23 protein-coding genes and 1 tRNA gene are annotated in these 26916 nt (G+C 66.9%); 3 read left to right on the top strand and 21 right to left on the bottom strand.

What is annotated here, in order from left to right:
* Positions 1-22: 22 nt before the first annotated feature.
* The 4 genes from N2L00_RS07455 to iolC are packed head-to-tail and all read right to left on the bottom strand — an operon-like array spanning position 23 to position 5451.
* The gene (locus N2L00_RS07455) at positions 23-1519 is read right to left on the bottom strand and encodes a CoA-acylating methylmalonate-semialdehyde dehydrogenase (RefSeq protein WP_255863103.1); all 1497 of its coding nucleotides are present in this window, start codon (positions 1517-1519) and stop codon (positions 23-25) included.
* 41 nt (positions 1520-1560) lie between these two features.
* Positions 1561-3507: a 3D-(3,5/4)-trihydroxycyclohexane-1,2-dione acylhydrolase (decyclizing) gene (iolD, locus tag N2L00_RS07450; RefSeq protein ID WP_255863311.1), complete on the bottom strand. Its 1947-nt coding sequence runs from the start codon at positions 3505-3507 to the stop codon at positions 1561-1563.
* A gap of 14 nt (positions 3508-3521) precedes the next feature.
* The gene (locus N2L00_RS07445) at positions 3522-4439 is read right to left on the bottom strand and encodes a deoxyribose-phosphate aldolase (RefSeq protein ID WP_255863104.1); all 918 of its coding nucleotides are present in this window, start codon (positions 4437-4439) and stop codon (positions 3522-3524) included.
* Between the two features lie 7 nt (positions 4440-4446).
* Positions 4447-5451 carry a 5-dehydro-2-deoxygluconokinase gene (gene iolC, locus N2L00_RS07440; protein WP_255863105.1) on the bottom strand — a complete coding sequence of 335 codons (1005 nt, stop codon included), beginning with the start codon at positions 5449-5451 and terminating at the stop codon, positions 4447-4449.
* A 299-nt stretch (positions 5452-5750) separates the two neighbouring features.
* Between iolC and N2L00_RS07435 the strand changes: the two genes are divergently transcribed.
* Complete coding sequence (locus N2L00_RS07435; protein ID WP_255863106.1) at positions 5751-6689, top strand: 5'-3' exonuclease; 939 nt, start codon at positions 5751-5753, stop codon at positions 6687-6689.
* A gap of 61 nt (positions 6690-6750) precedes the next feature.
* Here N2L00_RS07435 and N2L00_RS07430 read toward each other — a convergent pair.
* A tRNA-Leu gene (locus tag N2L00_RS07430) sits at positions 6751-6835 on the bottom strand.
* Positions 6836-7066: 231 nt separating this feature from the next.
* On the opposite strand from N2L00_RS07430, the gene N2L00_RS07425 reads away from it, so the two are divergent.
* The gene (locus N2L00_RS07425) at positions 7067-7600 is read left to right on the top strand and encodes an ANTAR domain-containing response regulator (protein WP_229952259.1); all 534 of its coding nucleotides are present in this window, start codon (positions 7067-7069) and stop codon (positions 7598-7600) included.
* A gap of 84 nt (positions 7601-7684) precedes the next feature.
* Here N2L00_RS07425 and pyk read toward each other — a convergent pair whose 3' ends face one another.
* The 16 genes from pyk to hisI all read right to left on the bottom strand — a co-directional run bounded on the left by pyk (position 7685) and on the right by hisI (position 25989).
* Entirely contained in the window at positions 7685-9196 is a 1512-nt protein-coding gene (pyk, locus tag N2L00_RS07420) for a pyruvate kinase (protein ID WP_255766044.1), read from the bottom strand.
* A gap of 221 nt (positions 9197-9417) precedes the next feature.
* On the bottom strand, positions 9418-10182 hold the full coding sequence (locus N2L00_RS07415; RefSeq protein WP_255863107.1) for an ABC transporter permease: 765 nt from the start codon (positions 10180-10182) through the stop codon (positions 9418-9420).
* Positions 10179-11006 carry an ABC transporter ATP-binding protein gene (locus N2L00_RS07410; protein ID WP_255863109.1) on the bottom strand — a complete coding sequence of 276 codons (828 nt, stop codon included), beginning with the start codon at positions 11004-11006 and terminating at the stop codon, positions 10179-10181. Before N2L00_RS07410 ends, N2L00_RS07415 begins: the two co-directional genes overlap by 4 nt.
* Positions 11007-11028: 22 nt before the next feature.
* Entirely contained in the window at positions 11029-11391 is a 363-nt protein-coding gene (locus N2L00_RS07405; protein WP_255863110.1) for a DUF1048 domain-containing protein, read from the bottom strand.
* Positions 11388-11741 (bottom strand): PadR family transcriptional regulator, encoded by a 354-nt coding sequence (locus tag N2L00_RS07400; RefSeq protein ID WP_255863111.1) that lies wholly within the window; start codon positions 11739-11741, stop codon positions 11388-11390. The genes N2L00_RS07405 and N2L00_RS07400 overlap by 4 nt, the downstream gene beginning before the upstream one ends.
* Before the next feature lie 141 nt (positions 11742-11882).
* The gene (locus N2L00_RS07395) at positions 11883-12365 is read right to left on the bottom strand and encodes a hypothetical protein (protein WP_255863112.1); all 483 of its coding nucleotides are present in this window, start codon (positions 12363-12365) and stop codon (positions 11883-11885) included.
* Positions 12366-12495: 130 nt separating this feature from the next.
* Entirely contained in the window at positions 12496-13953 is a 1458-nt protein-coding gene (locus N2L00_RS07390) for a glutamate synthase subunit beta (RefSeq protein ID WP_255863113.1), read from the bottom strand.
* On the bottom strand, positions 13946-18535 hold the full coding sequence (gene gltB, locus N2L00_RS07385; protein ID WP_255863114.1) for a glutamate synthase large subunit: 4590 nt from the start codon (positions 18533-18535) through the stop codon (positions 13946-13948). The genes N2L00_RS07390 and gltB overlap by 8 nt, the downstream gene beginning before the upstream one ends.
* A gap of 263 nt (positions 18536-18798) precedes the next feature.
* Positions 18799-19833, bottom strand: a complete 1035-nt coding sequence (gene lgt, locus N2L00_RS07380; RefSeq protein ID WP_255863115.1) for a prolipoprotein diacylglyceryl transferase — start codon at positions 19831-19833, stop codon at positions 18799-18801.
* Positions 19830-20624 carry a tryptophan synthase subunit alpha gene (gene trpA, locus N2L00_RS07375; protein ID WP_255863312.1) on the bottom strand — a complete coding sequence of 265 codons (795 nt, stop codon included), beginning with the start codon at positions 20622-20624 and terminating at the stop codon, positions 19830-19832. The genes lgt and trpA overlap by 4 nt, the downstream gene beginning before the upstream one ends.
* 11 nt (positions 20625-20635) lie before the next feature.
* Entirely contained in the window at positions 20636-21994 is a 1359-nt protein-coding gene (gene trpB, locus N2L00_RS07370; protein WP_255863116.1) for a tryptophan synthase subunit beta, read from the bottom strand.
* Between the two features lie 67 nt (positions 21995-22061).
* The gene (gene trpC / locus N2L00_RS07365; protein ID WP_255863117.1) at positions 22062-22898 is read right to left on the bottom strand and encodes an indole-3-glycerol phosphate synthase TrpC; all 837 of its coding nucleotides are present in this window, start codon (positions 22896-22898) and stop codon (positions 22062-22064) included.
* Positions 22899-23192, bottom strand: a complete 294-nt coding sequence (locus tag N2L00_RS07360; protein ID WP_227922063.1) for an HGxxPAAW family protein — start codon at positions 23190-23192, stop codon at positions 22899-22901.
* A gap of 109 nt (positions 23193-23301) precedes the next feature.
* A complete protein-coding gene (locus tag N2L00_RS07355; RefSeq protein ID WP_255863118.1) occupies positions 23302-23964 on the bottom strand; it encodes a Trp biosynthesis-associated membrane protein in 663 nt (220 codons plus the stop codon).
* Positions 23961-25559 (bottom strand): anthranilate synthase component I, encoded by a 1599-nt coding sequence (locus N2L00_RS07350; RefSeq protein ID WP_255863119.1) that lies wholly within the window; start codon positions 25557-25559, stop codon positions 23961-23963. The genes N2L00_RS07355 and N2L00_RS07350 overlap by 4 nt, the downstream gene beginning before the upstream one ends.
* A 43-nt stretch (positions 25560-25602) precedes the next feature.
* A complete protein-coding gene (hisI, locus tag N2L00_RS07345; RefSeq protein ID WP_255766031.1) occupies positions 25603-25989 on the bottom strand; it encodes a phosphoribosyl-AMP cyclohydrolase in 387 nt (128 codons plus the stop codon).
* A gap of 101 nt (positions 25990-26090) precedes the next feature.
* Here hisI and N2L00_RS07340 point away from each other — a divergent pair, with 101 nt between their 5' ends.
* Entirely contained in the window at positions 26091-26735 is a 645-nt protein-coding gene (locus tag N2L00_RS07340) for a TIGR03085 family metal-binding protein (RefSeq protein ID WP_227922799.1), read from the top strand.
* The last annotated feature ends 181 nt before the right edge of the window (positions 26736-26916 follow it).

Raw genomic sequence — 26916 nt, 5'->3', positions numbered from 1 at the left:
TTCCTTTCAAGGGGGTCCCGCGCTAGTTGGAGGGGAAGGCAAACGAGGCACCGGACAACTCGGCCGGTTCGGGCCAGCGCTGGGTGACCACCTTGCCGCGGGTATAGAAGTGCACACCGTCGGGACCGTAAATGTGGTGGTCGCCGAAGAGTGAATCGTTCCAGCCGCCGAAGGAATGCCAGGCCACCGGCACCGGAAGCGGAACGTTGATGCCCACCATGCCCACCTTCACGCCCCGGGTGAACGCGCGGGCGTAGGCACCGGAGGCAGTAAAGATGGCGGTGCCGTTGCCGTACGGGTTGGAGTTGATGACTTCCAGCGCTTCCGAGATGTTCTCGACCCGCACCACGGCCAGGACCGGGCCGAAGATTTCCTCCCGATAGGCGGTCATTTCGCGGCGGACATGGTCGAGAACCGTAGGGCCGACAAAGAACCCGTCCTCGTGGCCCTTCACCACCAGCTCCCGTCCGTCCACAACCAGGGCGGCGCCGTCCTCCTGCGCTTCACCTACGATTTTCTGCAGCCGCGACTTGGCGTGCGGCGTGATCACGGGGCCCATATCGGCGTCGGGTTCCATCCCGTTGGCAACTTTGACCGCCTCGGCGCGTTCCTTCAGCCGGGCCACCAGGTTCTCCGCCGCGCTGCCTACGGCCACGGCCACCGAGATGGCCATGCAGCGCTGTCCGGCGGAACCGAACGCGGCGGCGGTAATGTGCTCGGCGGCGAGGTCCAGGTCCGCATCCGGCATCACCACCGCATGGTTCTTGGCGCCGCCCAGGGCCTGCACCCGCTTGCCGTGCCGGGTGGCCGTCTCATGCACGTGGCGCGCAATCGGCGTCGATCCGACAAAGGAAACGCCGTCGACGTCGGGATGGGTGAGCAGCCCGTCCACCGCTTCCTTGTCCCCCTGCAGCACGTTGAAGACGCCGTCGGGCAGCCCCGCGTCCTTCCAGAGGCGGGCCAGGAACAGGCTGGCGGAGGGATCGCGTTCGGAGGGTTTGAGGATGAACGCGTTACCGGTGACGATCGCCACCGGCGCCATCCACAAGGGCACCATCACCGGGAAGTTGAACGGCGTGATGCCTGCAACCACTCCCAGCGGCTGGCGGAACGAAAACACGTCGATGCCGGTGGAGACCGCGTCCGAGTAGTCGCCCTTGAGCGACTGCGGGGCGCCGCAGGCATACTCGACCACTTCCAGCCCGCGGCCGACTTCACCGGCGGCATCCGAGACCACCTTGCCGTGCTCTCGGGTCACCACCCGGGCAAGTTCCTGCACGTTCGCGGCGAGCAGCTCGCGGAAGCGGAACAGCACGGCAGTACGTTTGGTCAGCGAGGTCTCGTCCCAGCCGACGGAGGCGGCCTTCGCGGCGGCGACGACGGCGTCGATGTCCGTCCGGTCCGCCAGCCGCAGCTCACCGGTGACCTCTCCGGTGGCCGGGTTGTAGACCGGCTGGTGCCGGTCCCCGTGTCCGGCGGTTTCGGCGCCGTTGATGAAGTGCGTGATGGTGGTGCTCATGGAACTCTCCGTTTCTGGGGTGCAGCCCGGGAAGGAGCCCGCTAACCGATCAGCGGCTTCTGCCGTGCCTTGGAGGAGGTGTAGGTGCCGTAGGCCTGCTGTGTGGAGTCCAGCTCGGACGTACCGGACACCGGTACGTCCCACCAGGATTCGGAATCGGGTGCGTCGATCAGCGGGTCGGATTCGATGTGGATCAGGACCGGCCCGCTGCCCTCCGGTTCGGCCTTCGCCTTGGCCACCGCGGCTTCCAGGTCCGCGACGGCGTTCGGTCCCGGCTCGACGCGCAGCACGCGCACGCCCAGGGACTCGGCGTTAAGGGCCAGGTCCACCGGCAGCTTCGCGCCGTCGTCGAACGTGTGGTGCTTGCGGTCCAGGGTCCGGTACCGCGTGCCGAACCGCTGCGAGCCGAGGCTTTCGGAGAGCGCTCCGATGGAAGCGAAACCGTGGTTCTGGATCAGCACGGTGATCAGCTTGATTCCCTCCGCGACCGCTGTCACCAGTTCGGTGTGCATCATCAGATAGGAGCCGTCGCCGACCATCACGACGACGTCGCGGGGCTGCGCGGCGGCCGTGCCTTCCGGTGCACGGGCCGCCTCGTCCACGGCCGCCCGCTTCACGCCGAGTCCGCCGGGGATTTCGTAGCCCATGGTGGAGTAGGCGTACTCCACGTGGTAGCCGAAGGGATCCTGCACCCGCCACATCTTGTGCAGGTCCCCGGGCAGCGAACCCGCCGCGCAGACCACGACGTCGCGGGGCGCCATGGCACGGTTCACGGCGCCGATGATTTCGTTCTGGCTGGGCAGCGGAACGGAACGGGTGTCGAAGGCCAGGTCCACTGCCCGGTTCCAGCGGTCCTTTTCCGCCGCAACCAGTGCGAGCGTGCCGTCCGGGACGCGGTAGCCCTCCAGAGCGTTGGCCAGCCGGAGCAGTGCCTTGCGGGCATCGGCGACGAGCGGCAGGCTCGGGCCGAGCTTGTACGCGTCAAGGGGTGCCACGTTGATATTGATGAACTGCACCCCGGGGTTTTGGAAGGCCGTATGCGAGGCCGTGGTGAAATCCTCGTACCGGGTACCGATCCCGATCACCAGGTCCGCTTCCCGGGCGAGGACGTTGGCCGCCGTCGTACCCGTGGACCCCACGGCGCCCACGCAGTACGGGGCGTCCCACGGTACCGTCCCGACCCCCGCCTGGGTGTAGCTGACCGGGATGCCGGAGGTTTCGGCCAGCCGGGCCAGCGCATCGGCTGCGAAGGCGTAGAGCACACCGCCGCCGGCCACAATCAGCGGGCGCCGGGACGCGCGGATCAGCTCCGCGGCACGGCGGATTTCCGTATCCTCGGGTTCGGGCCGGCGGATCCGCCACTCCCGTTCGGCCAGGAATTCCTCCGGCACCTGGAGCACTTCGGCCTGGACGTCCTGCGGCAGGGAAATGGTGACGGCGCCGGTTTCGGCCGGATCGGTCAGCACCCGCAGCCCGTGGAGGAAGGCGGAGTACAGCTGCTCGGGGCGGCTGATCCGGTCGAAGTACCGGGACAGGGGCCGGAAGGCATCGTTGACGGTGATGTCGTAGGCTTCGGGGCGTTCCAGCTGCTGCAGCACGGGATCGGGTGCGCGGGTGGCGAACGTGTCCGAGGGCAGCAGCAGGACAGGCAGCCGGTTGGTGGTGGCCAGCGCGGCGCCGGTCAGCATGTTGGTGGCGCCGGGGCCGATGGAACTGGTGACCGCGTACGTGGCCCGCCGGCGGGTGTGCCGGGCATACCCCACCGCCTGATGCACCATCGCCTGCTCGTTGCGCCCCTGGTAGTAGGGCATGGCGCCCGGGTTCCGGGCAGAGGACTGCTTCAGGGCCTGGCCGACGCCGGCCACGTTGCCGTGCCCGAAGATGCCGAACATGCCCGGGAACAGCCGTTCGCGGTAGTCCGCTCCCCCGATGCTGTCCACGGTGTACTGCCTGCCCAGGAACTCCACGACTGCCTGGGCGACTGTCATTGTGCGCGTTGCCATCAGCCTGTGGCCTCCTGACCGGTAGGTGTCTTCAGCAGTGACGCCGCGGTGGCCACCGCGTCCTCCACGCTGCCCTCCTTGGGGTAAAGCAGCGTACGCCCCACCGTCAGTCCCTGGACACCAGGAAGGTCCAGGGCGGCCTCCCACGACGCGTAGGTGTCCTCGGAGGAACCGGACGGGTCGCCGCCCAGCAGGACGGCCGGCATGGTGGTGGCGGCCAGGACCCGTTCCATGTCCGGGACCACCGGCAGCTTCATCCAGGTGTAGGCGCTGGTGGCGCCCAGCCCCGAGGCGATGGCCACCGAGGCAACCACCGCGTCGGTACTGAGATCGTTGCGGATCCGCCCGTTCTCCCAGACCGAGATGAACGGTTCCACCATGGCCACCAGGCCGCGGGCCGCCAGGCTGTTGATCGCCTGTGCCGTGGCTTCCAGCAGGTTGGCGGTGGCCGGGTCCGTCAGGCAGATCCGGGTGAGCATCTTGCCGCCGGTGGCCCGCAGGGCCAGCAGGGCCTCGGCGGTGTGGCCGGTGAAGCGGTCATCTATCTCGTTGACGTAGCCGGCCAGCCCGCCCCGGTTCATGGAACCGAACAGCAGCTTCCCGTCCAGCGCGCCGAGCAGCAGCAGATCGTCCAGGATGTCGGGGCTGGCCAGCACGCCGTCGACGGCGGGATTCGCCAGGGCGGTCCGCAGCCGGTCCAGCAGCTCGCGGCGGTCCGCCATGGCCATGGGATCGCCGCCGACGGAGAGCGCGCCGCGGGCGGGATGGTCCGCGGCCACAATGAAGTTCTGCTCGCCCTGCTTCGGCCCCGGGTGGGGCGGCCGGTTCCCCGCGGCGCGGAGGACCGCTTCGGGATCCTCGAGGCGGATGCGGGAAAGGTGCTCGTAGCGCCGCGGGTCGTCGTCGAATTCGCTCATGGGGCCCTCACCTCTCCAGCGGTTCCAGCGGTTCCAGCGGCTCCGGTGCGGGGCGGTCCTGCCCGGCCAGCAGCGCGTACACCTCGGCGGGGGTGGGCATTGCGTCGGCGCAGGACAGCCGTGAAGCGACGATGGCGCCGGCCGCGTTCGCGTAGTCGAGCACGGCAACCAGCGGCCAGCCGGACAGCAATCCGTGGCAGAACGCCCCGCCGAACGCGTCTCCGGCGCCCAGCCCGTTCACGGTCTCCACCCGGAACGGTGCCGAGACAACGCGTTCGGTGCCGGTTTTGGCGAGTACCCCTTCCGCCCCGAGCTTGACGACGGCGATGCCCACCCCGGCCGCGAGCAGCCGGTCCGCCTGTTCATCCGGGCTTCCCGCCCCCACGGCCACCGCGCATTCCGCCTCGTTGCCGATGGCGACATTCACGTGGGGCAGGATGCGGGACACCTGTTCCGCGGCCTCCGCTTCGCTGTCCCAGAACATCGGCCGGTAGTCCAGGTCCAGCACCGTATACCGGCCGGGCGGAAGCTCCTCCCGCGGCCGTGCCCGGTGCGCTGCCAGATGGGCGGACCGGCTCGGTTCCTGGCACAGACCGGTCACGGTGGACCAGAAAATCCCGGCGTGCCGGATAGCGTCGAGATCGAGGCTCCCGGCCTCGATCTGCAGGTCGGGAGCGGTGGGAAAGCGGCCGTAGAAGTACAGCGGGAAGGAGTCCGGCGGCATGATGGCGCAGAAGGTTGCCGGCGTCTGCAGCCCGGGTACTCCGGTGACGAAGCCATCATCCACCCCGAACTTCCGCAGCTCGCGGTGAAGGTACTCGCCGAAGGGGTCCTCTCCGGTGCGGGTGATGATGCCGCTGCGCCGGCCGTGCCGGGCGGCGGCAACTGCGACGTTGGACGGCGAGCCGCCCAGATACTTGCCGAAGCCGGTCACGTCCTCCAGCGGCACGCCGATGTTATCGGGATAGATGTCAACGCTGATGCGTCCCATTGCCAGCACTTCGTGAGCCACGGGTGGATCACCGGCCTTCCTGTTCCCGAAGGCAGGCCCTGCGGCCGCCTCGGAGTGATCAGAACCACAGGCACCACTGTGCGCCCGAAAGTTTGTCCTGTCAAAGGTTTGTGCTGACAAATCGTGGAATACGGGCCAGAGAAGCGAAAGAGCAGGTATACGCGTGCGCAGGCAGCAGGCTACTCCTTGGCTGGCGCAGATTGTCCTGTCATACGCGTTGGAGTCCTCGACTCCGAAGGCTGGGAATACGGCACCTTGGGCGCTGCCCCTCACGGCATGATCCGTGCGAGGATCGGCCTATGACCCAGCGCCTGATGCTCCTCGACACCGCGTCACTGTACTTCCGTGCCTTCTACGGCGTCCCCGACAGCATCCGCCGGTCCGACGGTACGCCGGTGAACGCCGTGCGCGGCCTGCTGGACATGATCGCCAGGCTCACCACCGACTACGAGGCCACGCACCTGATCGCCTGCTGGGATGACGACTGGCGGCCGCAGTGGAGGGTGGACCTGCTGCCCACGTACAAGGCGCACCGGGTGGCCGAAGAAGTGAGCGGGAACCCCGACGTCGAAACGGTTCCGGATCCCCTTGAGGCCCAGATCCCGATGATCCGCCGCACGCTGGAGCTGGCGCGCGTCGCCGTCGTGGGAGCTGCGGAACACGAGGCCGACGACGTGATCGGCACCTACGCATCCACCGCGTCCATGCCGGTGGACGTGGTGACCGGGGACCGGGACCTGTTCCAGGTGATCAACGACGGCAGGGACGTCCGCGTGATCTACACGGCCCGCGGCATGAAGAACCTGGACGTGATGACCGATGCGTCGATGGTGGCAAAATACCAGGTGCTGCCCGAGCAGTACGCGGACTATGCGACCCTGCGCGGCGACGCGTCCGACGGATTGCCCGGCGTCTCCGGGATCGGCGAGAAAACCGCCGCGTCGCTGCTGGCCGAGTACGGCACCCTGGATTCCCTGCTGGCCGCCGCGCAGGACCCGGACAGCGGCCTCTCATCGCCGGTGCGGTCCAACCTCGCCAAGGCCGCGGAATATCTGGCGGTTGCACCGAAGGTCGTGAAGGTGGTGCGGGACCTCGAGCTGCCCACCCCGGCAAAGGCCGGCGCCGAGCTGCACGCCATCACCGGCGAAGAACGCGCGGAACTGGAGCGCCTGGCCCTGGACTGGAACCTTGGCGGGTCCGTGAAGCGGCTGCTGGACGCGTTCGACCGCTTCGCGTAGGCGGCGCGGCAAAACAAAACACCCCCGGTCCGAAGACCGGGGGTGTTCAGCTGCAACTACATGGTGCCCGAAGTGGGACTCGAACCCACACACCTCTCGATACTGCATTTTGAGTGCAGCGCGTCTGCCAATTCCGCCATTCGGGCGTGCCCTGCGTCACGAAGCACGAGTACTTACCGTGTTGAGCGCAAAACTACTCTACATGCGGATACGCTGATTGTGTGAACTGCCGGTCTGCCGGCGGAGAGACCGTATCTGAGGAGCCATCTGTGTCTGAGTCCACCGAGTCCGCGCCCGCCGCGTCGACCCACGCTGCGTCTGCCAACACGCCGTCCAACACCCCGGCCCGCCGTGTACTCGTCGCCGAAGACGAGACCCTGATCCGCCTGGACATTGTCGAGATCCTCACCGGTGAGGGTTACGACGTCGTCGGCGAGGCGGACAACGGTGAGAAGGCCGTCCAGCTGGCCAACGAGCTGAAGCCGGACCTGGTGCTGATGGACGTCAAGATGCCGCTGATGGACGGCATTACGGCTGCCGAGCAGATCGTCAAGGCACGCATTGCCCCGGTGGTGCTGCTGACCGCGTTCAGCCAGAAGGAACTGGTGGAGCGTGCGCGCGAGGCCGGTGCCATGGCCTATGTGGTCAAGCCCTTCACTCCCGCGGACCTGATTCCCGCCATCGAGATTGCCCTCTCCCGCCACGAGGAGATCAAGGCGCTCGAAGCCGAGGTCACCGATCTGAAGGAACAGTTCGCCACCCGCAAGCTGGTGGAGCGTGCCAAGTCGCTGCTGACCACCAAGATGGGCCTCACCGAGCCCGAGGCCTTCCGCTGGATCCAGAAGACGTCGATGGACCGCCGCCTGAGCATGCGCGAAGTTGCCGAGACCATCATCAACCAGGTGAACTGACACCTACTCCCCCGCAGGAACCAATAGGAAAGGTCCCGTCCAACCGGACGGGACCTTTCCTTTTAGTGCAGGGAAGCGGGGAACCTAGATGGCCTTGGCCTGGCCCTTCTTGCTTTCCTTGATCGGCCACGGACCGACCTTTTCCTTGACCCGCTCCTGGCCGTCAGCACGCTGGCCTGCGTCGGCAATGTCACCGACGCGGTGCACCTTGATGCTGTTGGTCGAGCCGGCCTGTCCGGGAGGCGAACCGGCAGCGATGACCACCAGGTCGTCGTCTTCCACCAGGCCCTCTTCGAGCAGGGTGCGGTCCACCTGTGCGGTCATCTGGTCGGTGTGCTCGGCGAACTCCACGAGCATGGGTGCCACGCCCCAGAACAGGGTCATGTAGCGGTAGGTCTCCTCCACGGGGGTGAAGGCGAACACCGGCTTGGACGGGCGCAGGCGGGACAGGCGGCGGGCGGAGTCGCCGGACTGGGTGAAGGTACAGATGTACTTCGCATCCAGCTGGTCGGAGATTTCCACCGCGGCGCGGGTGATGGCGCCGCCGCGGGTCCGCGGCTTGGAGCCCAGCGGGGGAACACGGTTCAGGCCGTGCTTTTCGGTGGACTCGATGATGCGGGCCATGGTTTCGACGGTTTCGATGGCGTACGTGCCCACCGAGGTTTCGCCGGAGAGCATCACTGCGTCCGCGCCGTCGAGCACGGCGTTGGCGCAGTCGGAGGCCTCGGCGCGGGTCGGGCGGGGGTTGTCGATCATGGATTCGAGCACCTGGGTGGCCACGATCACGGGCTTGGCCCAGCGGCGTGCCAGCTCAATGGCGTTCTTCTGCACGATCGGAACCTCTTCGAGCGGCAGTTCGACGCCGAGGTCACCGCGGGCAACCATGATGGAGTCGAACGCGTCGATGATCTCTTCGAGGTTCTCCACAGCCTGCGGCTTTTCGATCTTGGCGATGACCGGCACGCGGCGGCCTTCCTCGTCCATGATCTCGTGCACGCGGGAAATGTCGCCGGCGTTGCGGACGAAGGAGAGGGCAACCATGTCGACGCCGCGGCGCATGGCCCAGCGGAGGTCGTCCTCATCCTTTTCGCTCAGTGCCGGAACGTTGACGGCAACACCGGGCAGGTTGATGCCCTTGTTGTTGGACACCTTGCCCGGTACTACTACCTCGGTGACAACGGTGTTGGCAGTTACCTCTACGGCACGCAGCTTGACCTTGCCGTCGTCGATCAGCAGGAAGTCGCCCGCGTTCACGTCGCCGGGCAGGCCCTTGTACGTGGTGGAGCAGATTTCCTTGGTGCCGGGAATGTCATCGGTGGTGATGGTGAAGGTATCGCCCACGTTCAGGAAGTGGGGTTCCTCGGTGAACCGGCCCAGCCGGATCTTGGGGCCCTGGAGGTCGGCGAAGATGCCTACGGGCATCCCCAGCTCGGCGGAGGCCTTGCGCACGTTTTCATACGTGGCGTTGTGTACGGAGTGGTCGCCGTGGCTCATATTCATACGGGCGACGTTCACGCCCGCGCGAAGAACCGCTACGGTATTTTCATAGCTGGCGATCGCTGGTCCAAATGTGGCAACAATCTTTGCGCGTCTCATACTTCTAGCCTAGTCTCCCTTGCCAGTTTGCGCATGGGAGCGGGCCGCGTGGCCACCCGGATCCTGCACCTCGGAAGCCGTGGTAGGCGGCTTTTTGCCCCGCCGCCAGAGGAAGTGCGTGCACAGATTCCCATAAAGCGGGTATATCGAGCGGCTCCGACCTAGGGGCAGCTGGAAAACGTTCCCGGCGAATGGGAATCTGTGCAGGCGTCCCGCCCGGTTCAGTCCACCCGACGCCGGTAGACGGCTGTCGCGACGGCGTAGCCCACACCCAGGATGCCGGCCAGCCAGAGAAGCGCGACCCAGAAATCGCTGCAGACGGGCTCCCGGGCAAGCAATGCCCGGAGGGTGTCCACGATGGAAGTCACTGGCTGGTTCTCGGCAAACCACGCCACCGGGCCGGGCATGGTGCTGGTGGGCACAAATGCCGAGCTGATGAACGGCAGGAAAATCAGCGGGTAACTGAACGCACTCGCGCCCTCCACTGTCTTTGCGCTCAGCCCGGCGATCACGGCCAGCCACGTCAGGGCAAGGGTGAACAAGACGAGGATCCCGACGACGGCGAGCCACGCAGCCGGCGACGCACCGGAGCGGAAGCCCGCGATCAGGGCCACGCCGACAACGAGCGCGAGCGAGGCCAGGTTGGCGGTCACGGAGGTGAGGACGTGTGCCCAGAGCACACCCGAGCGGGCAATGGGCATGGACTGGAAGCGTTCGAAGATTCCTCCCTGCCGGTCGAGGAACAGCCGGTAAGCGGTGTAGGCCACGCCGGAGGCAACCGTGATCAGCAGGATGCCGGGCAGCGTGTAGTTGATGTAGGACTCCCCCGATCCGGTGCTGATTGCTCCGCCGAACACGTACACAAACATCAGCATCAGTGCGACCGGCGTAACCGCCGTCGTAATGATCGTGTCCGGGCTGCGGAGGACGTGGCGCAGGGAGCGGCCTGTGAGGGCGGCAGTGTCATGAAACGTCTGGGTGGTCATCGGTTTCCCTCTTTCTGCTGCGTCGGGGGAAGTCCGTCCTTCGGCGCGGTGCCGTCACCGGTATCGCCGGTGAGGGCGAGGAAGACGTCCTCGAGGGACGGCTGTTTAGTGATGTATTCGGCCTTTGCCGGCGGAAGGAGCTGCTGCAGTTCAACCAGGGTTCCGTTTTGGATGATGACGCCCCGGTGCAGGATCCCGATCCGGTCCGCAAGCTGCTCCGCCTCGTCGAGGTACTGCGTGGTGAGCAGCACCGTCGTGCCGCCGTCGGCAAGCTCCCGGATGGTCTGCCATACCTCGTTGCGTGCCTGCGGATCCAGGCCCGCCGTCGGCTCGTCGAGGAAGATGATTTTCGGATCCCCGACCAGGCTCATGGCGATATCGAGCCGGCGGCGCATACCGCCGGAGTAGGCCCCCGCCTTTCGGCTCCCCGCGTCGGTGAGCGCAAAACGGGCCAGCATGTCATCCGCTACCGCGCCCGGATTCTTCCGGTGGCGAAGCTTCGCGATGAGGACCAGGTTCTCGCGGCCTGTCAGCACTTCATCAATGGCAGTAAATTGGCCGGTCAGGCTGATCGATCGTCGCACTTCACCCGGGTGGGCTGCGACGTCGTGCCCGTCCACCGCTGCGGTGCCGGCGTCGGCCTTCAGCAGCGTTGACAGGATTCGCACCAGCGTTGTCTTGCCCGCTCCGTTGGAGCCCAGCAGGGCGAAGATACTGCCGGCATTCACCTCAAAGTCAACGCCGGACAACACCTGCAGATCCCGAAAGGACTTCTCGATGCCCTGTACCCGGATGGCGGGTTCGAGGGTTTGGTCGGTATGCATATCCGGTCTCCAATCCGGTGTTTTATAACTCTTCGTCGGACCGGTCGATGGTCTCGATAAGGCGCCTGCGCTCCTTGTCGATCCACTGGCCGTCCGCGTAATTCGCCATGAAGGCCTCCGCGAACTCCACCGGATCCTCTCCGACAATGCTGCGGACCGGAGTGCCGTCAACAGCGGCACGCTCCACCAGATCAACAAGGTCCTCGAGCATCTGGACGTAAACATCACCCTTCGCAATCGGTGCCGCGTACATGAAGTAGCGTTCGAGCCCGTCCATGGCCCTGCGGTATCCGGCGGGCAGCTGTTCCTTGCGCTGCTTGAACCGGCGCCAGCGCCTCTTTTCCTCCAGCGGTCCCGTGACCAGCTCTATCCATTTGGCGGTCATGATGGGTCTCCTTCGTGCGGGTTCAGGGCGTGCTGCTGGAGCTGTTCAATCCGGGAAGCCAGAAAGCTCCAGGTTCCCCAGAACTCATCGAGGTACCCGGAGCCCCGGGTGTTCAAGGTATAGACCTTCCGCGGAGGCCCCTTTTCCGACGGAACCTTCTCGACGTCGACGAGTCCGCGTTTCTCGATCCGGACCAGGAGCGCATAGACGGTTCCCTCGGCAATCTCGGTGAAGCCCTGCTCACGCAGCCTGGCCGTGATGTCGTAGCCGTAGGCGGGTGAAACGGCGAGGATCCCCAGGATGATGCCTTCGAGGGTCCCCTTGAGCATCTCCGTCATCTGCTTGCCCATGGATGTTGCGCCTATCTACCTAGTGTTGCTAGCTACCAGTACACAGTAACACTAAGTACTGTCGGGGCAAGGAGCTTCGGCAAAGAAAAAGCCCGGAGATCAACTAAGTGATCTCCGGGCTTTTAGTGAAACGGTACTTACCTACTGCTGGTGCGGGGCCGGGGGCGGCGGAGGGGTGAAACCGGCCGGGGCATTGGCGAATCCCGGATACTGGGGCGGCGCGGCCGCTCCCCCGTAGACCGGCGCCGTCGCTCCCCCGTAAGCCGGCGCGGGAACCGGCTTGGGGTTCAGCTCTTCCCCGATCCCGACCACCACGAAGGGCAGTCCTGCCTTGGAAAGATAGACGGGACGTGCCGTGCCGGCCAGCAATATGAGCGAGAACGTCACTGCGTAGATGGGCAGGTCCCGGTAGACCACCAGGAACAGGCCCAAGCAGACTGCCAGCAGCATCGCTCCAACGAGCAGCGCCAATCCGACGAGGCCCTTGGGGCTGAAGCGGACCTCCATCCTGGGGCGCGCCGGGTGCCGTTTCAGTTGGCCGAGCTTCCTCAGGTAGATCACGAGCACGGCGATCCCGAAGGTGACCACCGCCCCGATGACCAGCGATGCAATGGCAGTCCCCATTTTCCTGTCCCCCAACATAAGTGTGCTTGTGTATGTGTGCACCGACACCCTACCCGACTTCGCGGCAGGCACGGCGCAACAAAAGCAGGCGCCGGACGAGTCTCCGACGCCTGCTTTGGTTACGCGGTTTCTACAGCACGGTGATGGCGCGGTCGGTCGGCGCCACCGGTGCGGGCAGCCGGGTGGAGCCCATCAGCCACTGGTCAACGGCGGCCGCGGCGGCCCGTCCCTCCGCGATGGCCCAGACAATCAGGGACTGCCCGCGCCCGGCGTCGCCGGCGGCGAAGACTCCCGGGGTTCCGGTCATGTAGTAGCCGTCGCGGGCCACGTTGCCCCGGTCATCAAACTCCGCGGAGACCTGCTCGGCCAGGCCGGCCGGCTCCGGCCCGGTGAAGCCCAGGGACAGGAAGACCAGGTCCGCCGGAATAATCCGCTCGGTGCCGGCCTTCGGCAGCCGCCGGCCGTCTACGAATTCCGTCTCGGCCACCTTCACGCCGGTAAGCCTCCCGTCCTCCCCCACGAACTCCACGGTGGATGCCAGGAACGTCCGTTCCCCGCCTTCCTCGTGGGCGCTGGCCATCTCGAACAGCGTGGGGTACATCGGCCACGGCTGGTGCGCGCCCCGCTCGGCGGGCGGCTGCTGGCCGATCGCCAGCGTGGTCACCGACGCGGCCTGCTGGCGGTGCGCGGTGCCCAGGCAGTCGGCGCCGGTGTCTCCGCCGCCGAGGATCACCACGTGCTTGCCCTCGGCGCTGATCTGGTTCTTGACGTTGTCCCCGGCCACGGCACGGTTGGACTGCACCAGGTAGTCCATGGCGAAGTGCACGCCGGACAGCTCCCGGCCCGGGATGGGCAGGTCGCGGGGCACGGTGGCGCCGGTGGCGATCACCACGGCGTCGTAGCGGCGGCGCAGCTGCTCCCAGCTGATGTCCCTGCCCACTTCGACGCCGGTGCGGAAGCGGGTGCCTTCGGCGCGCATCTGTTCCAGCCGGCGGTCCACCTGGATTTTCTCCATCTTGAAATCCGGGATCCCGTAGCGCAGCAGCCCGCCGATCCGGTCATCCCGCTCATACACGGCCACGGTGTGCCCGGCCCGGGTGAGCTGCTGCGCGGCGGCCAGCCCGGCGGGGCCGGAGCCGACGACGGCGATGGTGCGGTCGGTCAGCCGCTCCGGCGGATGCGGGGTAACCCAGCCCTCGCCCCAGGCTTCGTCGATGATGGAGACCTCCACCTGCTTGATGGTGACCGGCGGCTGGTTGATGCCCAGCACGCAGGAGGCCTCGCAGGGGGCCGGGCAGAGCCGGCCGGTGAACTCCGGGAAGTTGTTCGTGGCGTGCAGCCGTTCAATGGCCTCGGCACCCTTGTCCCGCCACGTTAGGTCATTCCACTCGGGAATGAGGTTGCCCAGCGGGCAGCCCTGGTGGCAGAACGGGATGCCGCAGTCCATGCAGCGTCCCGCCTGGGCCCGCAGCACGCCCTTTTCCTGCGCCTCGTAGACTTCCTTGTAGTCCATGATGCGCACCGGCACCGGACGCCGCGGCTGGGTTTCCCGCTCCCGTACCTTCAAGAATCCGCGTGGATCAGCCACCGGTAACCTCCAAAATCTTGTTCCAGGCCTCGGCGCCGTCGGGATCGAGTCCCGCTTCGGCGGCGGAGGCGCGGGCGCCGAGCACTGCCGCGTAGTCCCGCGGCAGCACCTTGGTAATGCGGGAAACCGTGTCCTCGAAGCTCTCCAGCATCTTCTGGGCCAGGTCGGAGCCGGTCTCCTCCAGGTGCCGGACCAGCAGCCCGCGGATGATGTCGACGTCCTCGGCGTCCGGGGCATCGAGCAGCAGCTCGCCGCGCTCCAGGGACTCCTTGTTGACGCGGGCGGATTCCAGATCCACCACAAACGCGGTGCCGCCGGACATACCCGCGCCGAAGTTCCGGCCCGTGGGCCCCAGGATCAGGGCCTGCCCGCCGGTCATGTACTCACAGCCGTGGTCACCGATGCCTTCGACGACGGCGGTGGCCCCGGAGTTGCGCACCAGGAAGCGTTCGCCCACCTGGCCGCTGAGGAACATCTCGCCGCTGGTGGCGCCGTAGCCGATCACGTTGCCGGCAATGACGTTGCGTTCGGCTGCGAAGACGTTGCCGCGGTCCGGGCGGACGATGATCCGGCCGCCGGACAGGCCCTTGCCCACGTAGTCGTTCGAGTCGCCGAACAGCCGCAGCGTGATCCCGGCGGGCAGGAACGCGCCGAGCGACTGCCCGGCCTGCCCGGTGAGGGTGATGTCGATGGTGTCCGGAGCCAGGGTGTCCACGCCGAAGGTCTTGGTGACGGTGTGCCCGAGCATGGTGCCCACGGACCGGTCGGTGTTGACTACGTCCAGCGCAATCCGCACCGGCGCCCGGTTCTGCAATGCGTCGGCGCTCATCTCGATGAGCTTATTGTCGAAGTGCAGATCGAGTTCATGGTTCTGCTGCACCATGTTCCGCAGCGGCGCGCCGGGATCCACTTCCGGTCCCCGAAGGATCGGTTCCAGGTCCAGGCCGTCGGCCTTCCAGTGGTCGATCGCGGCCTGGGTGTCCAGCAGTTCGGTGCGGCCAATGGCCTCCTCGAGGGTCCGGAACCCGAGCTCGGCAAGGATTTCGCGGATTTCCTCGGCAATGAACTCGAAGAAGTTCACCACGAACTCCGGCTTGCCGCTGAACCGGGCCCGAAGTTCCGGGTTCTGCGTTGCCACTCCCACCGGACAGGTATCCAGGTGGCAGACGCGCATCATCACGCAGCCGGAGACCACCAGCGGCGCGGTGGCGAAGCCGAATTCCTCGCCGCCCAGCAGCGCCGCCATCACGACATCGCGGCCGGTCTTGAGCTGGCCGTCCACCTGGACCACCACCCGGTCCCGCAGGCCGTTGAGCATCAGGGTCTGCTGCGTTTCTGCCAGCCCGAGTTCCCAGGGAGCCCCGGCGTGCTTGAGCGAGTTCAGCGGCGAGGCGCCCGTGCCGCCGTCATGCCCGGAGACCAGCACGACGTCGGCCTTCGCCTTGGTCACGCCGGCCGCCACGGTGCCGATCCCGGCTTCGGATACCAGCTTCACGTGCACCCGGGCGCTCGGGTTGGAGCGCTTCAGGTCATAGATCAGCTGGGCGAGGTCCTCGATGGAGTAGATGTCGTGGTGCGGCGGCGGGGAGATCAGCCCGACGCCGGGCGTCGAGTGGCGGGTGCGGGCCACCCACGGGTAGACCTTCTGCGCCATCAGCTGGCCGCCCTCGCCGGGCTTGGCGCCCTGGGCCATCTTGATCTGGATGTCCTGCGCATTGGTCAGGTACAGGCTGGTGACGCCGAACCGGCCGGAAGCCACCTGCTTGATGGCCGAGCTGCGCTCCGGATCCAGCAGCCGTTCCGGGTCTTCGCCGCCCTCGCCGGTGTTGGATTTGGCGCCCAGGCGGTTCATCGCGATGGCCAGCGTTTCATGCGCTTCCTGGGAGATGGACCCGTAGCTCATGGCACCGGTGGAGAAGCGCTTCACGATGCTGGAGACGGGCTCCACCTCGTCCAGCGGCACGGGTGTGCGGTCCCCGGTGCGGAAGTCCAGCAGCCCGCGCAGCGTCATGAGGTTCTTGGACTGGTCGTTCACGCCGTGGGTGTAGGCCTTGAACACGTCATACCGGCGTTCGCGGGTGGCGTGCTGCAGCCGGAAGACCGTCTCCGGGTTGAACAGGTGCGGCGGTCCTTCGCGGCGCCACTGGTATTCGCCGCCGTTGTCCAGGGCGCGGTGCGGTTCCTCCACGCCGTCGCTCGGGTACGCCTCGGCGTGCCGGGCAGCGGCTTCGGCGGCGATCACGTCCAGGCCGACGCCGCCGAGCTGGGTCTGGGTGCCGTGGAAGAATTCGTCCACCAGTTCCTGGCCCAGGCCGAGCGCCTCGAAGGTCTGCGCGCCGCAGTAGGACGCGACGGTGGAAATGCCCATCTTGGACATGATCTTCAGGACGCCCTTGCCCAGGCCCTTGATCAGGTTGGCGACGGCCTCTTCGCCGGTGACACCGGTGATGTCGCCGTTGCGGACCAGTTCCTCGCAGCTTTCCATGGCCAGGTACGGGTTCACCGCGGAGGCGCCGTAGCCGATCAGCAGGGCCACGTGGTGGACCTCGCGGACGTCACCGGCCTCCACCAGCAGGGAGATCTTGGTGCGGTTGGCGCTCTTGAGCAGGTGGTTGTGGACTGCGGAGAGCAGCAGCAGGGACGGGATGGGCGCCCACTGGGCATTGGAATCCCGGTCCGAGAGCACGATGTACTGCACACCGCGGTTCACTGCACCGGAAACCTTCTCGCAGATCTCGCTGATCCTTGCCCGCAGTTCGGCTTCGCCGCCTTCGGGACGGTAGAGGCCGCGGACCTTCAGCGCTATCCGGTCGCCCTCGTCGTCGGTGAGATTGGCGATCTTGGCGAGCTCGTCGTTGTTGATCACCGGGAACTTCAGCGCAACCTGGCTGGTTTTCACCTGCTTCAGGGAGAGCAGGTTTCCGTTGGGGCCAATCGAGGCCTGCAGGGAGGTGACCAGTTCCTCGCGGATGGAATCCAGCGGCGGGTTGGTGACCTGGGCAAAGGACTGCACAAAGTAATCGAAGAGCAGCCGCGGCCGCTTGGAGAGCACGGCGATGGGGGTGTCGGAACCCATGGCCCCCAGAGGTTCGGCGGCGGTGCGGGCCATCGGACCCAGCAGGATCCGCAGTTCCTCCACCGTGTAGCCGAAGGTCCGCTGCCGGCGGTTGATGGAGGCCTTGGTGTGCAGCACGTGCTCGCGTTCGGGCAGTTCCTCCAGGCGGACCTGGTTTTCCTTCACCCATTCCGCCCACGGGTTGGCGGCGGCAACCTCGGCCTTGATCTCGTCGTCTTCGATCAGCCGGCCCTCGGCGGTGTCCACCAGGAACATCTTGCCCGGCGAGACGCGGCCCTTGCGGACCACCTTGGCAGGGTCGATGTCCACCACGCCCACCTCGGAGGCCAGGACCACCAGGCCGTCGTCGGTCACCCAGTAGCGGGCGGGACGCAGTCCGTTGCGGTCCAGCACCGCACCTACCTGCACGCCGTCGGTGAAGGACACGGCGGCGGGACCGTCCCACGGTTCCATCAGCATGGAGTGGTACTGGTAGAACGCCCGGCGGGCCGGGTCCATGGTTGCGTGGTTCTCCCAGGCCTCCGGGATCATCATCATGATCGCGTGGGTGATGGGCCGGCCGGAGAGCATCAGCAGTTCGGCCACTTCGTCGAAGGACGCGGAGTCCGAAGCGCCGGGGGTGCAGATGGGGAAGAGCTCTTCCGGGGTCTGCCCGAGCAACGGGTTCTTCATCTGCGACTGCCGGGCACGCATCCAGTTCCGGTTGCCCTTGACCGTGTTGATCTCGCCGTTGTGCGCGATGGCGCGGAACGGCTGGGCCAGCGGCCAGGACGGGAACGTGTTGGTGGAGAAGCGGGAGTGGACAATGCCCAGCCGGGTCTTGAACCGCGGATCGGACAGGTCCGGGAAGAACGGTTCCAGCTGCGCGGTGGTCACCATGCCCTTGTAGACCATGGTCCGGGAGGACAGCGAGGGGAAGTACACGCCGAACTTGTTCTGCGAACGCTTCCGGACGCGGAAGGCCCGGGCGTCCAGGTCCTCGGTTCCGATCCCCTCTTCCGGGGCCAGGAATACCTGGACGAAGTGCGGCATGCAGGCCCGGGACATGGCTCCCACGAGTTCGGCCACGATGGGCACCTCGCGCCAGCCCAGCACCCGCAGGCCCTCGCTGGCTGCAATGAGCTCGACGCCGGCGCGTGCGGTCAGCTGCTCCCGGTCCTCGGTGGGCAGGAAAGCGGTGCCGACGGCGTAGCCTCCGGCCGCGGGAAGTTCAAAGTCCACTACTGCGCGGAAGAATTCGTCCGGGACCTGGGTCAGGAGGCCGGCGCCGTCGCCGGTACCTTCATCGGCGCCCACGGCACCGCGGTGCTCAAGGTTGCGGAGGGCGGCCAGGGCGGCGTCGACAATTCCGTGGGTGGGCTCGCCCTGCAGGGTGGCAATGACGGCCAGGCCGCAGGCGTCCTTTTCATTCTCGGCGCGGTACAGGCCGGAATCCTCCGGGAGCGCGGCGAAACGGGTGAACGGTGACACCACCGTGTTCGGAAAAGCAGACAGGGAATCAGTCATAAGAAGTGAGTCCTTCCCCCTTGTAGAGCGTTGGGAGGGGACAGCGCTGGCCCCTGCGGAAATCCATGAGGGGATGCTCCGCGGCGTTGATTGATTTTACGGCTCACTTCACCCCGGTAAACCCCGAAACTGATCCGGTTTTTACTGGGAATCCCTGGTGCCGTTAACCGCCGCTTTTCCGGAGGGGTGTCCCGGTGCTGCAGCCGCCTGGCGCCACGTCAATGTGGCTCCGCCTGCAGCGCCTTCGAGGGTAACCCGAAGGGTCAGGCAGAAGGTCCGTTGTCCTTGGACCGGTGAGGAAGGGACTCCTCGGTTTTTGTCTCTGCGAGATTAGCACGCACGGGGCGTTCGGCTGATGCCGATTCCGCATTCCTAGCTTCTGTTTCTTTCTCGTTATCCGCGGCGGGAATACCGCCCTGAGGTGCGGGTTCGTGGCCCGGCAGGTAAAGCGAGCCCTCCCCGCCCTTGCGGGCCTTGAAAGTCAGGTAAATGAACATCGCGATGGAGGCGACAAGGATCAGCAGGCTGGTCCACACATTGAGGCGTTGTGTGACGCCGAGCAGCGTAACCATTTCGGCGTCGTCAATGCGCAGGAGCTCGATCCAGAGCCGTCCGGCGGTGTAGAAGGCCGCGTAGATCCAGAACAGGCGGCCGCCGCGGAGCCGGAAGCGGCGGTCAAGCAGCAGGAGCAGGGCGACGCCGGCCAGGTTCCAGAGGGACTCGTAAAGGAACGTGGGGTGGAACGTGGTGCCGGGGGCGGCGCCGTCGGGGAAGTTGGCGTTGTCGGCGTCGATTTCCAGGCCCCAGGGCGCGTCCGTTTCGGAGCCGAAGAGTTCCTGGTTGAACCAATTGCCCCAGCGGCCCACGGCCTGGGCCAGCAGCAGGCCGGGGGCACCGACGTCGGCGAATGTGGAGAGCTTGATGCCCGCACGCCGGCAGCCGATCCAGGCACCGACGGCACCCAGTGCCACCGCACCCCAGATGCCCAGTCCGCCCAGCCAGATCTGCGGAATGAGGGACAGGTCGCCGTCCGGACCGAAATACGCGTCCGGTGAGGAGACCACGTGGTACAGCCGTCCGCCGATGATGCCGAACGGGATGGCCCAGATCGAGATGTCCCAGACCGCGTCTTCCGGCAGTCCGCGCCGTTTCCAGCGCACGGACGTCATCCACAGGGCGAGCAGGATGCCGGCCAGGATGCACAGCGCGTACGCGTGGATGGTCAGCGGGCCCAGCGAGAAACTGCTGAAATCGGCAGGCGGGCTGGGAATGCTGGCGTACACGGACATCGGGTTCATTTGCTGGCCTTCGGGGCTCCGGTACTGAGGTCACGGGTAAGGGCGGCGACGGCGTCCGTGCCGCCGTCGCGCAGGGCGGCCACCAGGGCGGTGCCCACGATGACGCCGTCGGCATAGGCACCGATTTCACGCACGTGTTCGGCGCGGGAGACACCCAGGCCTACGCAGACGCGCTGGGCGCCGGCGGCGCGGGCGGCGCTGACCACGCTCTGGGCGGCGTCGCTGACACTGTCGCGGGCACCGGTGACGCCCATGATCGAGACGGCGTAGACGAAGCCGCGGCTGGCGGCCACCGTGCTCTTCATCCGGGCTTCAGTGGAGGACGGGGCAACCAGGAACACCCGGTCCAGGCCGTACTTGTCCGACGCTTCGAGCCATTCGGAGGCTTCATCCGGGACCAGGTCAGGGGTGATCAGCCCTGCTCCCCCGGCTTCGGCCAGGCGGCGGGAGAACTCATCCACACCCATCCGGACCACCGGGTTCCAGTAGGTCATCACAAGCACGGCGGCGTCGGTGGCTGCGGTGATGCCGGCAACGACGTCGAACACCTGCGCCACGCGGAAACCGTCCGCCAGCGCCTGGGTGGTAGCGGCCTGGATGACGTGGCCGTCCATCACCGGATCGGAATACGGAATGCCGATTTCGATCAGGTCCGCACCGTTTTCCGCCAGGGCGATGCCTGCGGCGATGGTGGCTTCCACGGTGGGGAAGCCGGCCGGCAGGTAGCCGATAAGCGCGGCACGCCCCTGGGCTGCGGCCCGGTCAATCGCGGCCGCGGACTTGCTCTGCATTACCTCGGTGCTCAAAGCTGTTCCCCTTCTTTGCCGATTTCGGCTTCGGCTGAGCGCTCGTCCAGCAGGTTGAACCATTCGGCGGCGGTGGCCACGTCCTTGTCCCCGCGTCCGGAAAGGTTCACCAGGACAATTTTCTCGGAAACATTTCCGTCGGAGCCGGCCTCCTCGGCGAGCCGCCGGCCCACCTTGATGGCGCCGGCCAGGGCGTGCGCGGACTCGATCGCGGGGATGATGCCCTCGGTGCGGCAGAGCAGCTGGAAGGCATCCATGGCTTCGGCATCGGTGATCGGCTCGTAGCTGACCCGCCCGATGTCGGCCAGGTGGGCATGCTCGGGTCCGACGCCCGGGTAGTCCAGGCCGGCCGAGATGGAGTGCGATTCGACCGTCTGGCCGTCGTCGTCCTGCATGAGGTAGGAACGGGCGCCGTGCAGCACGCCGGGCCGGCCCAGGGTGATGGTGGCGGCGTGGCGGCCGGTTTCAACGCCGTCGCCGCCGGCCTCGAAGCCGTAGATCTTCACTTCGGGATCGTCCAGGAAGCCGTGGAAGATTCCGATGGCGTTGGAACCGCCGCCGATGCAGGCGCACACCGCGTCCGGCAGCCGGCCGGCCTGCTCCAGCATCTGTGCGCGGGCCTCTTCACCGATGACTTCGTGGAAGTAGCGGACCATGGCCGGGAAGGGGTGCGCCCCCGCGGCGGTGCCCAGCAGGTAATGGGTGCTGTCAACGTTCGCGACCCAGTCCCGCAGCGCCTCGTTGATGGCGTCCTTCAATGTCTGGGAGCCGTTGGTCACCGGGATGACCTTCGCACCGAGCAGTTCCATCCGGGCCACGTTCAGTGCCTGGCGGCGGCAGTCCTCGGCGCCCATGTAGACCACGCACTCCAGGCCGAGCAGTGCTGCGGCGGTGGCGCTGGCCACGCCGTGCTGGCCGGCACCGGTTTCCGCGATGACGCGGGTCTTGCCCATCCGCTTGGCCAGCAGGGCCTGGCCCAGGACGTTGTTGATCTTGTGGGATCCGGTGTGGTTGAGGTCTTCGCGCTTGAGGAAGATCCGCACTCCGCCGGCGTGCTCCGAGAAGCGTTTGGCCTCGGTGAGCAGGGACGGGCGGCCGGAGTAGTTCTTGTTCAGGTCCGCCACCTGGGCGGTGAACTCGGGATCGGCCTTGGCCTTCTCGAAGGTGTCTTCCAGCTCGTCCAGGGCCGCGATCAGGGACTCGGGCATCCAACGGCCGCCGTACTCGCCGAAGTACGGACCGGGCGCGTGCCGCAGGGAGGAGACTCCCCCGTTCAGGAAGGCCTCCGTAACGCTTCCGGTTCCGGTTTCTGCGGCAGCAGCGGCTGCCTGAGCCTGTTCCGACTTCCCGATCATGAGCTTTGTGTCCTGTCCTGCTTGAGCCCGGGCCGTTCCTGCCCGGACAGGGAGTTGGTGCTATGGGTCAGCTTTCACCGTGGTGCCGGGCGCGGGCGGCAATCGCCTTGGCGCCGACGGCGGTGAACTCGCCGATGGTTTCGGCCGGGGACGCGTGCTTCACGAGGGCTTCGCCCACCAGCACGGCGTTGGCTCCGCTGGAAGCGTAGTGCTCGACGTCGGCAGCGTCACGGACGCCGGATTCGGCAATCACCACGGGACCGGCGGGAATGCTGCCGGCCAGGGAGGCGAACACCGAACGGTCGACGTCCAGGGTTTTCAGGTTGCGCACATTGATGCCGATGATCCGTGCACCCAGGGCCAGGGCCCGGTCCACTTCTTCGGCGGTGTGGGTCTCGACGAGGGCATTCATGCCCAGCTCGTGCGTGAGGTCCAGGAAGCGGCGCAGCTGCGCGTCCTCCAGCGCCGCCACGATGAGCAGGATCAGGTCCGCGCCGTGGGCACGGGCTTCCCAGATCTGGTACTCATCGACGGTGAAGTCCTTGCGCAGCACGGGGATGCCGACGGCGGCGCGCACCGCATCCAGGTCCGCCAGGGATCCGCGGAACCGGCGCTGTTCGGTGAGGACGCTGATGACGGCCGCTCCCCCGCGCTCATAGGCTGCGGCGAGGGAAGCGGGGTCGGCGATGTCCGCCAGTTCGCCCTTGGAGGGGCTGCTGCGCTTGACCTCGGCGACGACCCGCAGTTCGGTCCGCGGTTGAGCGTTGCCGCCCAGTGCTGCGTAGGCGTCCAGCGGGGCCGGTGCCTGCAGCGCCTGCCCGCGGACCTGTTCGAGCGAGACACTTTGCCGGCGTTCGGAAAGGTCTTCCCGAACGCCGGCAATGATGTCATCGAGAACGCTCACTCAGTGGCTGCTGTTCTTCAGCTTCGATCCGTTGACGCCGTAGCCAGCCTTGCGCATGATGAAGCCGACCAGCAGGCCGATCAGCATGACGGCGATGCCGGCGAAGAAGCCGACGAAGCTGGCCATGATGTAGGCAACGGAGGACACAGCGGCGCCGATGATCATAATCAGCACGCAGGTCCAGGCTGCGGGGGTGTTGCCGTGCCCGATGGTTTCATCGTGGATGCTGGCGTGGCTTTCGCCCTCGTTTTCCTGGCCGGCTCCCAGGTGCTGTTCGGTGCTGCTTGTGCTCATGATGAATCTCCTCGTTAACGAATCTGGTTTCCATTCTGCCATTACTGGGCGGAAACCCTTTCACATATTGCGCCGGTGTTCGGCGCAATCCGGTGGCTGTGGGGGAAACCTACTTGGGGTCGGTCGGGTCCTCGCCCCGCGTGAGCCGGTCCCAGCTGTCGATTTCATCGACGGGCGGGCCTGCCGCGGCGTCCTTGGGGTGACGTACCTCCGGGCTGGTTCCGGCGCCGGCTGCATCGGCATCCGGAGCCGCGCCGCCGTCCGCTTCCGCCGTGGGCGCGTAACGCCGCGACGTCGTCCAGTGCCGGCCCGCGAGGGCCAGCCAGATACCTGCGAGGGCAATGAGGATGCCGATGACCAGCGCGGCGTAGGGCATGGGGGTGAGTTCCACCTGTGTGCCCTCGGCGGAGCTGACGCCGATGGCCTTGCCGATGGCACCGGCCGCCCCCTGCAGGGGGTCGGCGATGATCGCCGAGGTGGCTACGGCCACTCCCACGCCGGAAACTACGATGATGACGGCGATGATCCAGCGGGCAATCCGCCCGGCGATTCCTGCCGCGAGGGCGGCGGCCACGCCCACCACGGCAAACGCGGTGACGGCGGTGGCGGCATCGCTGCCCGAGACGGCGACGTCGGGGGTCACGACGTTCGCGGCGGGCAGGGTGACGTTCAGCCAGGTGCGGGTGGTGGTGCCGAAGGCCAGTGCCGCCAGCAGGACGGTCACCATGATGACGATGCCCTTGCGCTGCCAGCGGGGGGTGGTGGTGCTCACTTGTCTGCTTCCTGTGCGATGGTTCCGGCGGGAGTGCCGGCGTCGTTTCCGGCGGGAGGTGCCGCAACGGTCTCCAGCGATCCGGCGAGGAGGGCGGCCCGCAGCGGAGCGGCCGCCTTGTTGACGGTTTCCTGCGCTTCGGCTTCGAGGTCCGAGTCGTTGACTATGCCGCCGCCGGCCTGGACGTACGCCTTGCCGTCGCGCAGCAGCGCGGAGCGGATGGCGATGGCCATGTCCATATCTCCGGCGAAGTCGAGGTAGCCAACGACGCCGCCGTAAATGCCGCGGCGGTGCGGTTCCACTTCATCCAGCAGGCGAAGGGCACGGGGCTTCGGCGCGCCGGACAGTGTTCCGGCCGGGAACGTCGCGGCGAGGACGTCATAGGCGGTGGACGCGTCTGCGAGCCGGCCGACGACGGTGGAGACCAGGTGCATGATGTGGCTGAACCGCTCCACTTCCATGAACTGGGTGACGTCGATGCTGCCGGGGCGGCAGACCTTGGACAGGTCGTTGCGGGCCAGGTCCACCAGCATCAGGTGTTCGGCCCGTTCCTTCTCGTCTTCCAGCAGTTCCTCGGCCAGGGCCCGGTCCAGTTCCTGAGTCCTGCCGCGGGGCCGGGAGCCGGCAATCGGGTGCGTGATGACATCCCGGCCGGTCACGGTGACGAGCGCTTCCGGGGAGGAGCCCACCACGTTGAACGGGTTGCCGTGCGCGTCCTCGAAATTGAACAGGTACATATACGGGCTGGGGTTGGTGGTGCGCAGCACCCGGTAGACGTCCAGCGCCTCGGCCCGGCATTCGGCCTCGAAGCGGCGCGAGATGACCACCTGGAAGACTTCGCCGTCCACAATGGCCTGCTTGCCGCGCTCCACCGCCCGGGTGTATTCGGGCTTGGGCCAGCTTTCCTTCACGTTGGCGGCGATATCGACGACGGTTCCCGGCGCCAGCACGGAAACGGCCTGCGGGGTGGGTGCGGCGAGCCGGCCGAGCATCGAGCGGACGCGGGCCACGGCGTCGTGCCACGCTTCGTCAACGCGTTCGTCGGAGCCGTCGAAGTTGATGGCGTTGGCCACCAGCGTAACGGTGCCGTCGCTGTTGTCGTGGATGGCCATGTCCGAGACCAGGTTCATCGCGATCTCGGGCAGGTCCAGGTCATCCGCCGGCGGGTTGGGCAGTTTCTCCCAGTGCCGTACGGTTTCCCAGCCGACAAAGCCGACCATGCCCGAGGTAAACGGGGGAAGCTCGGCGAAACGGTCGGTGGCGAGCAGCTCCACGGTGCGGGCCAGGGCCTCGACCGGGCTGCCGTCCACGGGGACGCCGGCGGGCGGTTCGCCGAGCCAGTGCGCCTTGCCGTCCAGCGTGGTCAGGGTGGCGCGGGACCGGGCGCCAATGAAGGAGTAGCGGGACCAGACGCCGCCGGACGCGGCCGATTCCATCAGGAAGGTACCGGCCTCGCCGTTGGTGAGCTTGCGGTAGATGCCGATGGGGGTGTGTGCGTCCGCCAGGACCGTCAGGCGCACGGGAATCACCCGGCGGTCGGCGGCCAGGGCCCGGAATTCTTCCAGGGTGGGGCGGATGGCTCCTAGATCCTGCATGGTGGTGTTCCTACTTCTTCCCTAAGCGATGGGTGGAGCGGGTTTATGCGGCGCCGACGACGGCGGGCAGCTCACGGCCGTCGAAGCAGGTGCGGGTACCGGTGTGGCAGGCCGCCCCCACCTGGTCCACGCGGATCAGCAGGGCGTCGCCGTCGCAGTCAACGGCTACGGACTTCACCCACTGCACGTGTCCGGAGGTGTCCCCCTTGCGCCAGTACTCCTGCCGGGAGCGGGACCAGAAGGTCACCCGGCCCGAGGTCAGGGTGCGGTGCAGGGCTTCGTCATCCATCCAGCCGAGCATCAGGACCTGGTTCGTGTCGTACTGCTGGATGACGGCGGCCACCAGCCCGGCGTCGTCGCGCTTCAATGACGCGCTGAGCCCGGGATCGAGGGAAGCCGGCGGATTCTGGGGGGAAGGTGTGGGAAGCATCGCTACCGATTCTACTGCCCGGCGGAAAAACGCCGCTCAACACGTTCTTTTGGGGCTGCAGCCCCGGCGAAAGACCGGGTTCCATGCTAGTTTCAGCAGTGATGCATTTTGTTGATCCGTCCCGTGAAGTCCTGGCCGAGACGCTGCTTGCAGCCGGGCCCAATGCACCCACGCTTTGCGAGGGGTGGCAGACCAAGGAGCTCGCAGCTCACCTCTATCTGCGCGAGCACCGGATGAGTGCTGCCCTGGGCACGTTCATCAAGCCCCTTGCCGCACGCGCGGACAAGGCGTTGGAGGAAACTGCGCAGAAGGCGTCCACCACGGAGAGTTACGCCAAACTGGTCCGCGCCTTCCGTGCCGGCCCGCCCCGCCTCTCCCCCATGCACCTGAAATCCGTGGACAACAGCGCCAACCTGAGTGAGTACTTTGTGCACACCGAGGACATTCGGCGTGCCTCGGACCGCTGGGCGCCGCGTGCCCTGGATTCCGACTATTCCGATGCCCTCTGGGCCGAACTGATCAAGCGCGCCGCCATCCTGTACCGCGGCGTGGACCTGGGCATTGTGCTGGTCCGTCCGGACGGCCCCCGGCATGTGGCCAAACGTGCTCCGGTGTCCGTGGCGATTGTCGGCGAACCCTGTGAGCTGCTGCTGCACGCCCACGGCCGTACCGGCCACGCGCTGGTGATGTACGAGGGCCAGCCGGACGCCGTCGCGCTGCTGGAAAGCGCGGAAATCGGGCTTTAGCCCTCCCTCCCCCCGCGCGCCGGGTTGCTGCGCAGGATTTCCAAGCGGGATTTCTACGCCGCCAGGCTGACCATTTGGCGACGCGGTGCCGAATCCGCTGGCGGCAGGTCAGGCGCCTGTGGCTACGAGTTCGTTGTACAGATAATGGGCCCATTCCGGGCCGATAAGCCCGTCATCTGTA

The organism is Arthrobacter sp. zg-Y1171 (assembly GCF_025244845.1).
Classification (GTDB): Bacteria; Actinomycetota; Actinomycetes; order Actinomycetales; family Micrococcaceae; genus Arthrobacter_B.
The sequence above is the reverse complement of the archived record's forward strand: the minus strand, read 5'-3'. Positions and strand labels throughout refer to the sequence as shown.

Coding starts and splice junctions, on each gene's coding strand:
- N2L00_RS07435 (WP_255863106.1), top strand. CDS start 5,751: ATGACCCAGCGCCTGATGCTCCTCGACACCGCGTCACTGTACTTCCGT.
- N2L00_RS07455 (WP_255863103.1), bottom strand. CDS start 1,519: ATGAGCACCACCATCACGCACTTCATCAACGGCGCCGAAACCGCCGGA.
- iolD (WP_255863311.1), bottom strand. CDS start 3,507: ATGACAGTCGCCCAGGCAGTCGTGGAGTTCCTGGGCAGGCAGTACACC.
- N2L00_RS07340 (WP_227922799.1), top strand. CDS start 26,091: ATGCATTTTGTTGATCCGTCCCGTGAAGTCCTGGCCGAGACGCTGCTT.
- N2L00_RS07360 (WP_227922063.1), bottom strand. CDS start 23,192: ATGAGCACAAGCAGCACCGAACAGCACCTGGGAGCCGGCCAGGAAAAC.
- lgt (WP_255863115.1), bottom strand. CDS start 19,833: ATGAACCCGATGTCCGTGTACGCCAGCATTCCCAGCCCGCCTGCCGAT.
- trpB (WP_255863116.1), bottom strand. CDS start 21,994: ATGATCGGGAAGTCGGAACAGGCTCAGGCAGCCGCTGCTGCCGCAGAA.
- N2L00_RS07405 (WP_255863110.1), bottom strand. CDS start 11,391: ATGACCGCCAAATGGATAGAGCTGGTCACGGGACCGCTGGAGGAAAAG.
- N2L00_RS07350 (WP_255863119.1), bottom strand. CDS start 25,559: ATGCAGGATCTAGGAGCCATCCGCCCCACCCTGGAAGAATTCCGGGCC.
- N2L00_RS07395 (WP_255863112.1), bottom strand. CDS start 12,365: ATGGGGACTGCCATTGCATCGCTGGTCATCGGGGCGGTGGTCACCTTC.
- N2L00_RS07445 (WP_255863104.1), bottom strand. CDS start 4,439: ATGAGCGAATTCGACGACGACCCGCGGCGCTACGAGCACCTTTCCCGC.
- N2L00_RS07415 (WP_255863107.1), bottom strand. CDS start 10,182: ATGACCACCCAGACGTTTCATGACACTGCCGCCCTCACAGGCCGCTCC.
- gltB (WP_255863114.1), bottom strand. CDS start 18,535: ATGACTGATTCCCTGTCTGCTTTTCCGAACACGGTGGTGTCACCGTTC.
- trpA (WP_255863312.1), bottom strand. CDS start 20,624: ATGCAGAGCAAGTCCGCGGCCGCGATTGACCGGGCCGCAGCCCAGGGG.
- N2L00_RS07410 (WP_255863109.1), bottom strand. CDS start 11,006: ATGCATACCGACCAAACCCTCGAACCCGCCATCCGGGTACAGGGCATC.
- N2L00_RS07400 (WP_255863111.1), bottom strand. CDS start 11,741: ATGGGCAAGCAGATGACGGAGATGCTCAAGGGGACCCTCGAAGGCATC.
- hisI (WP_255766031.1), bottom strand. CDS start 25,989: ATGCTTCCCACACCTTCCCCCCAGAATCCGCCGGCTTCCCTCGATCCC.
- pyk (WP_255766044.1), bottom strand. CDS start 9,196: ATGAGACGCGCAAAGATTGTTGCCACATTTGGACCAGCGATCGCCAGC.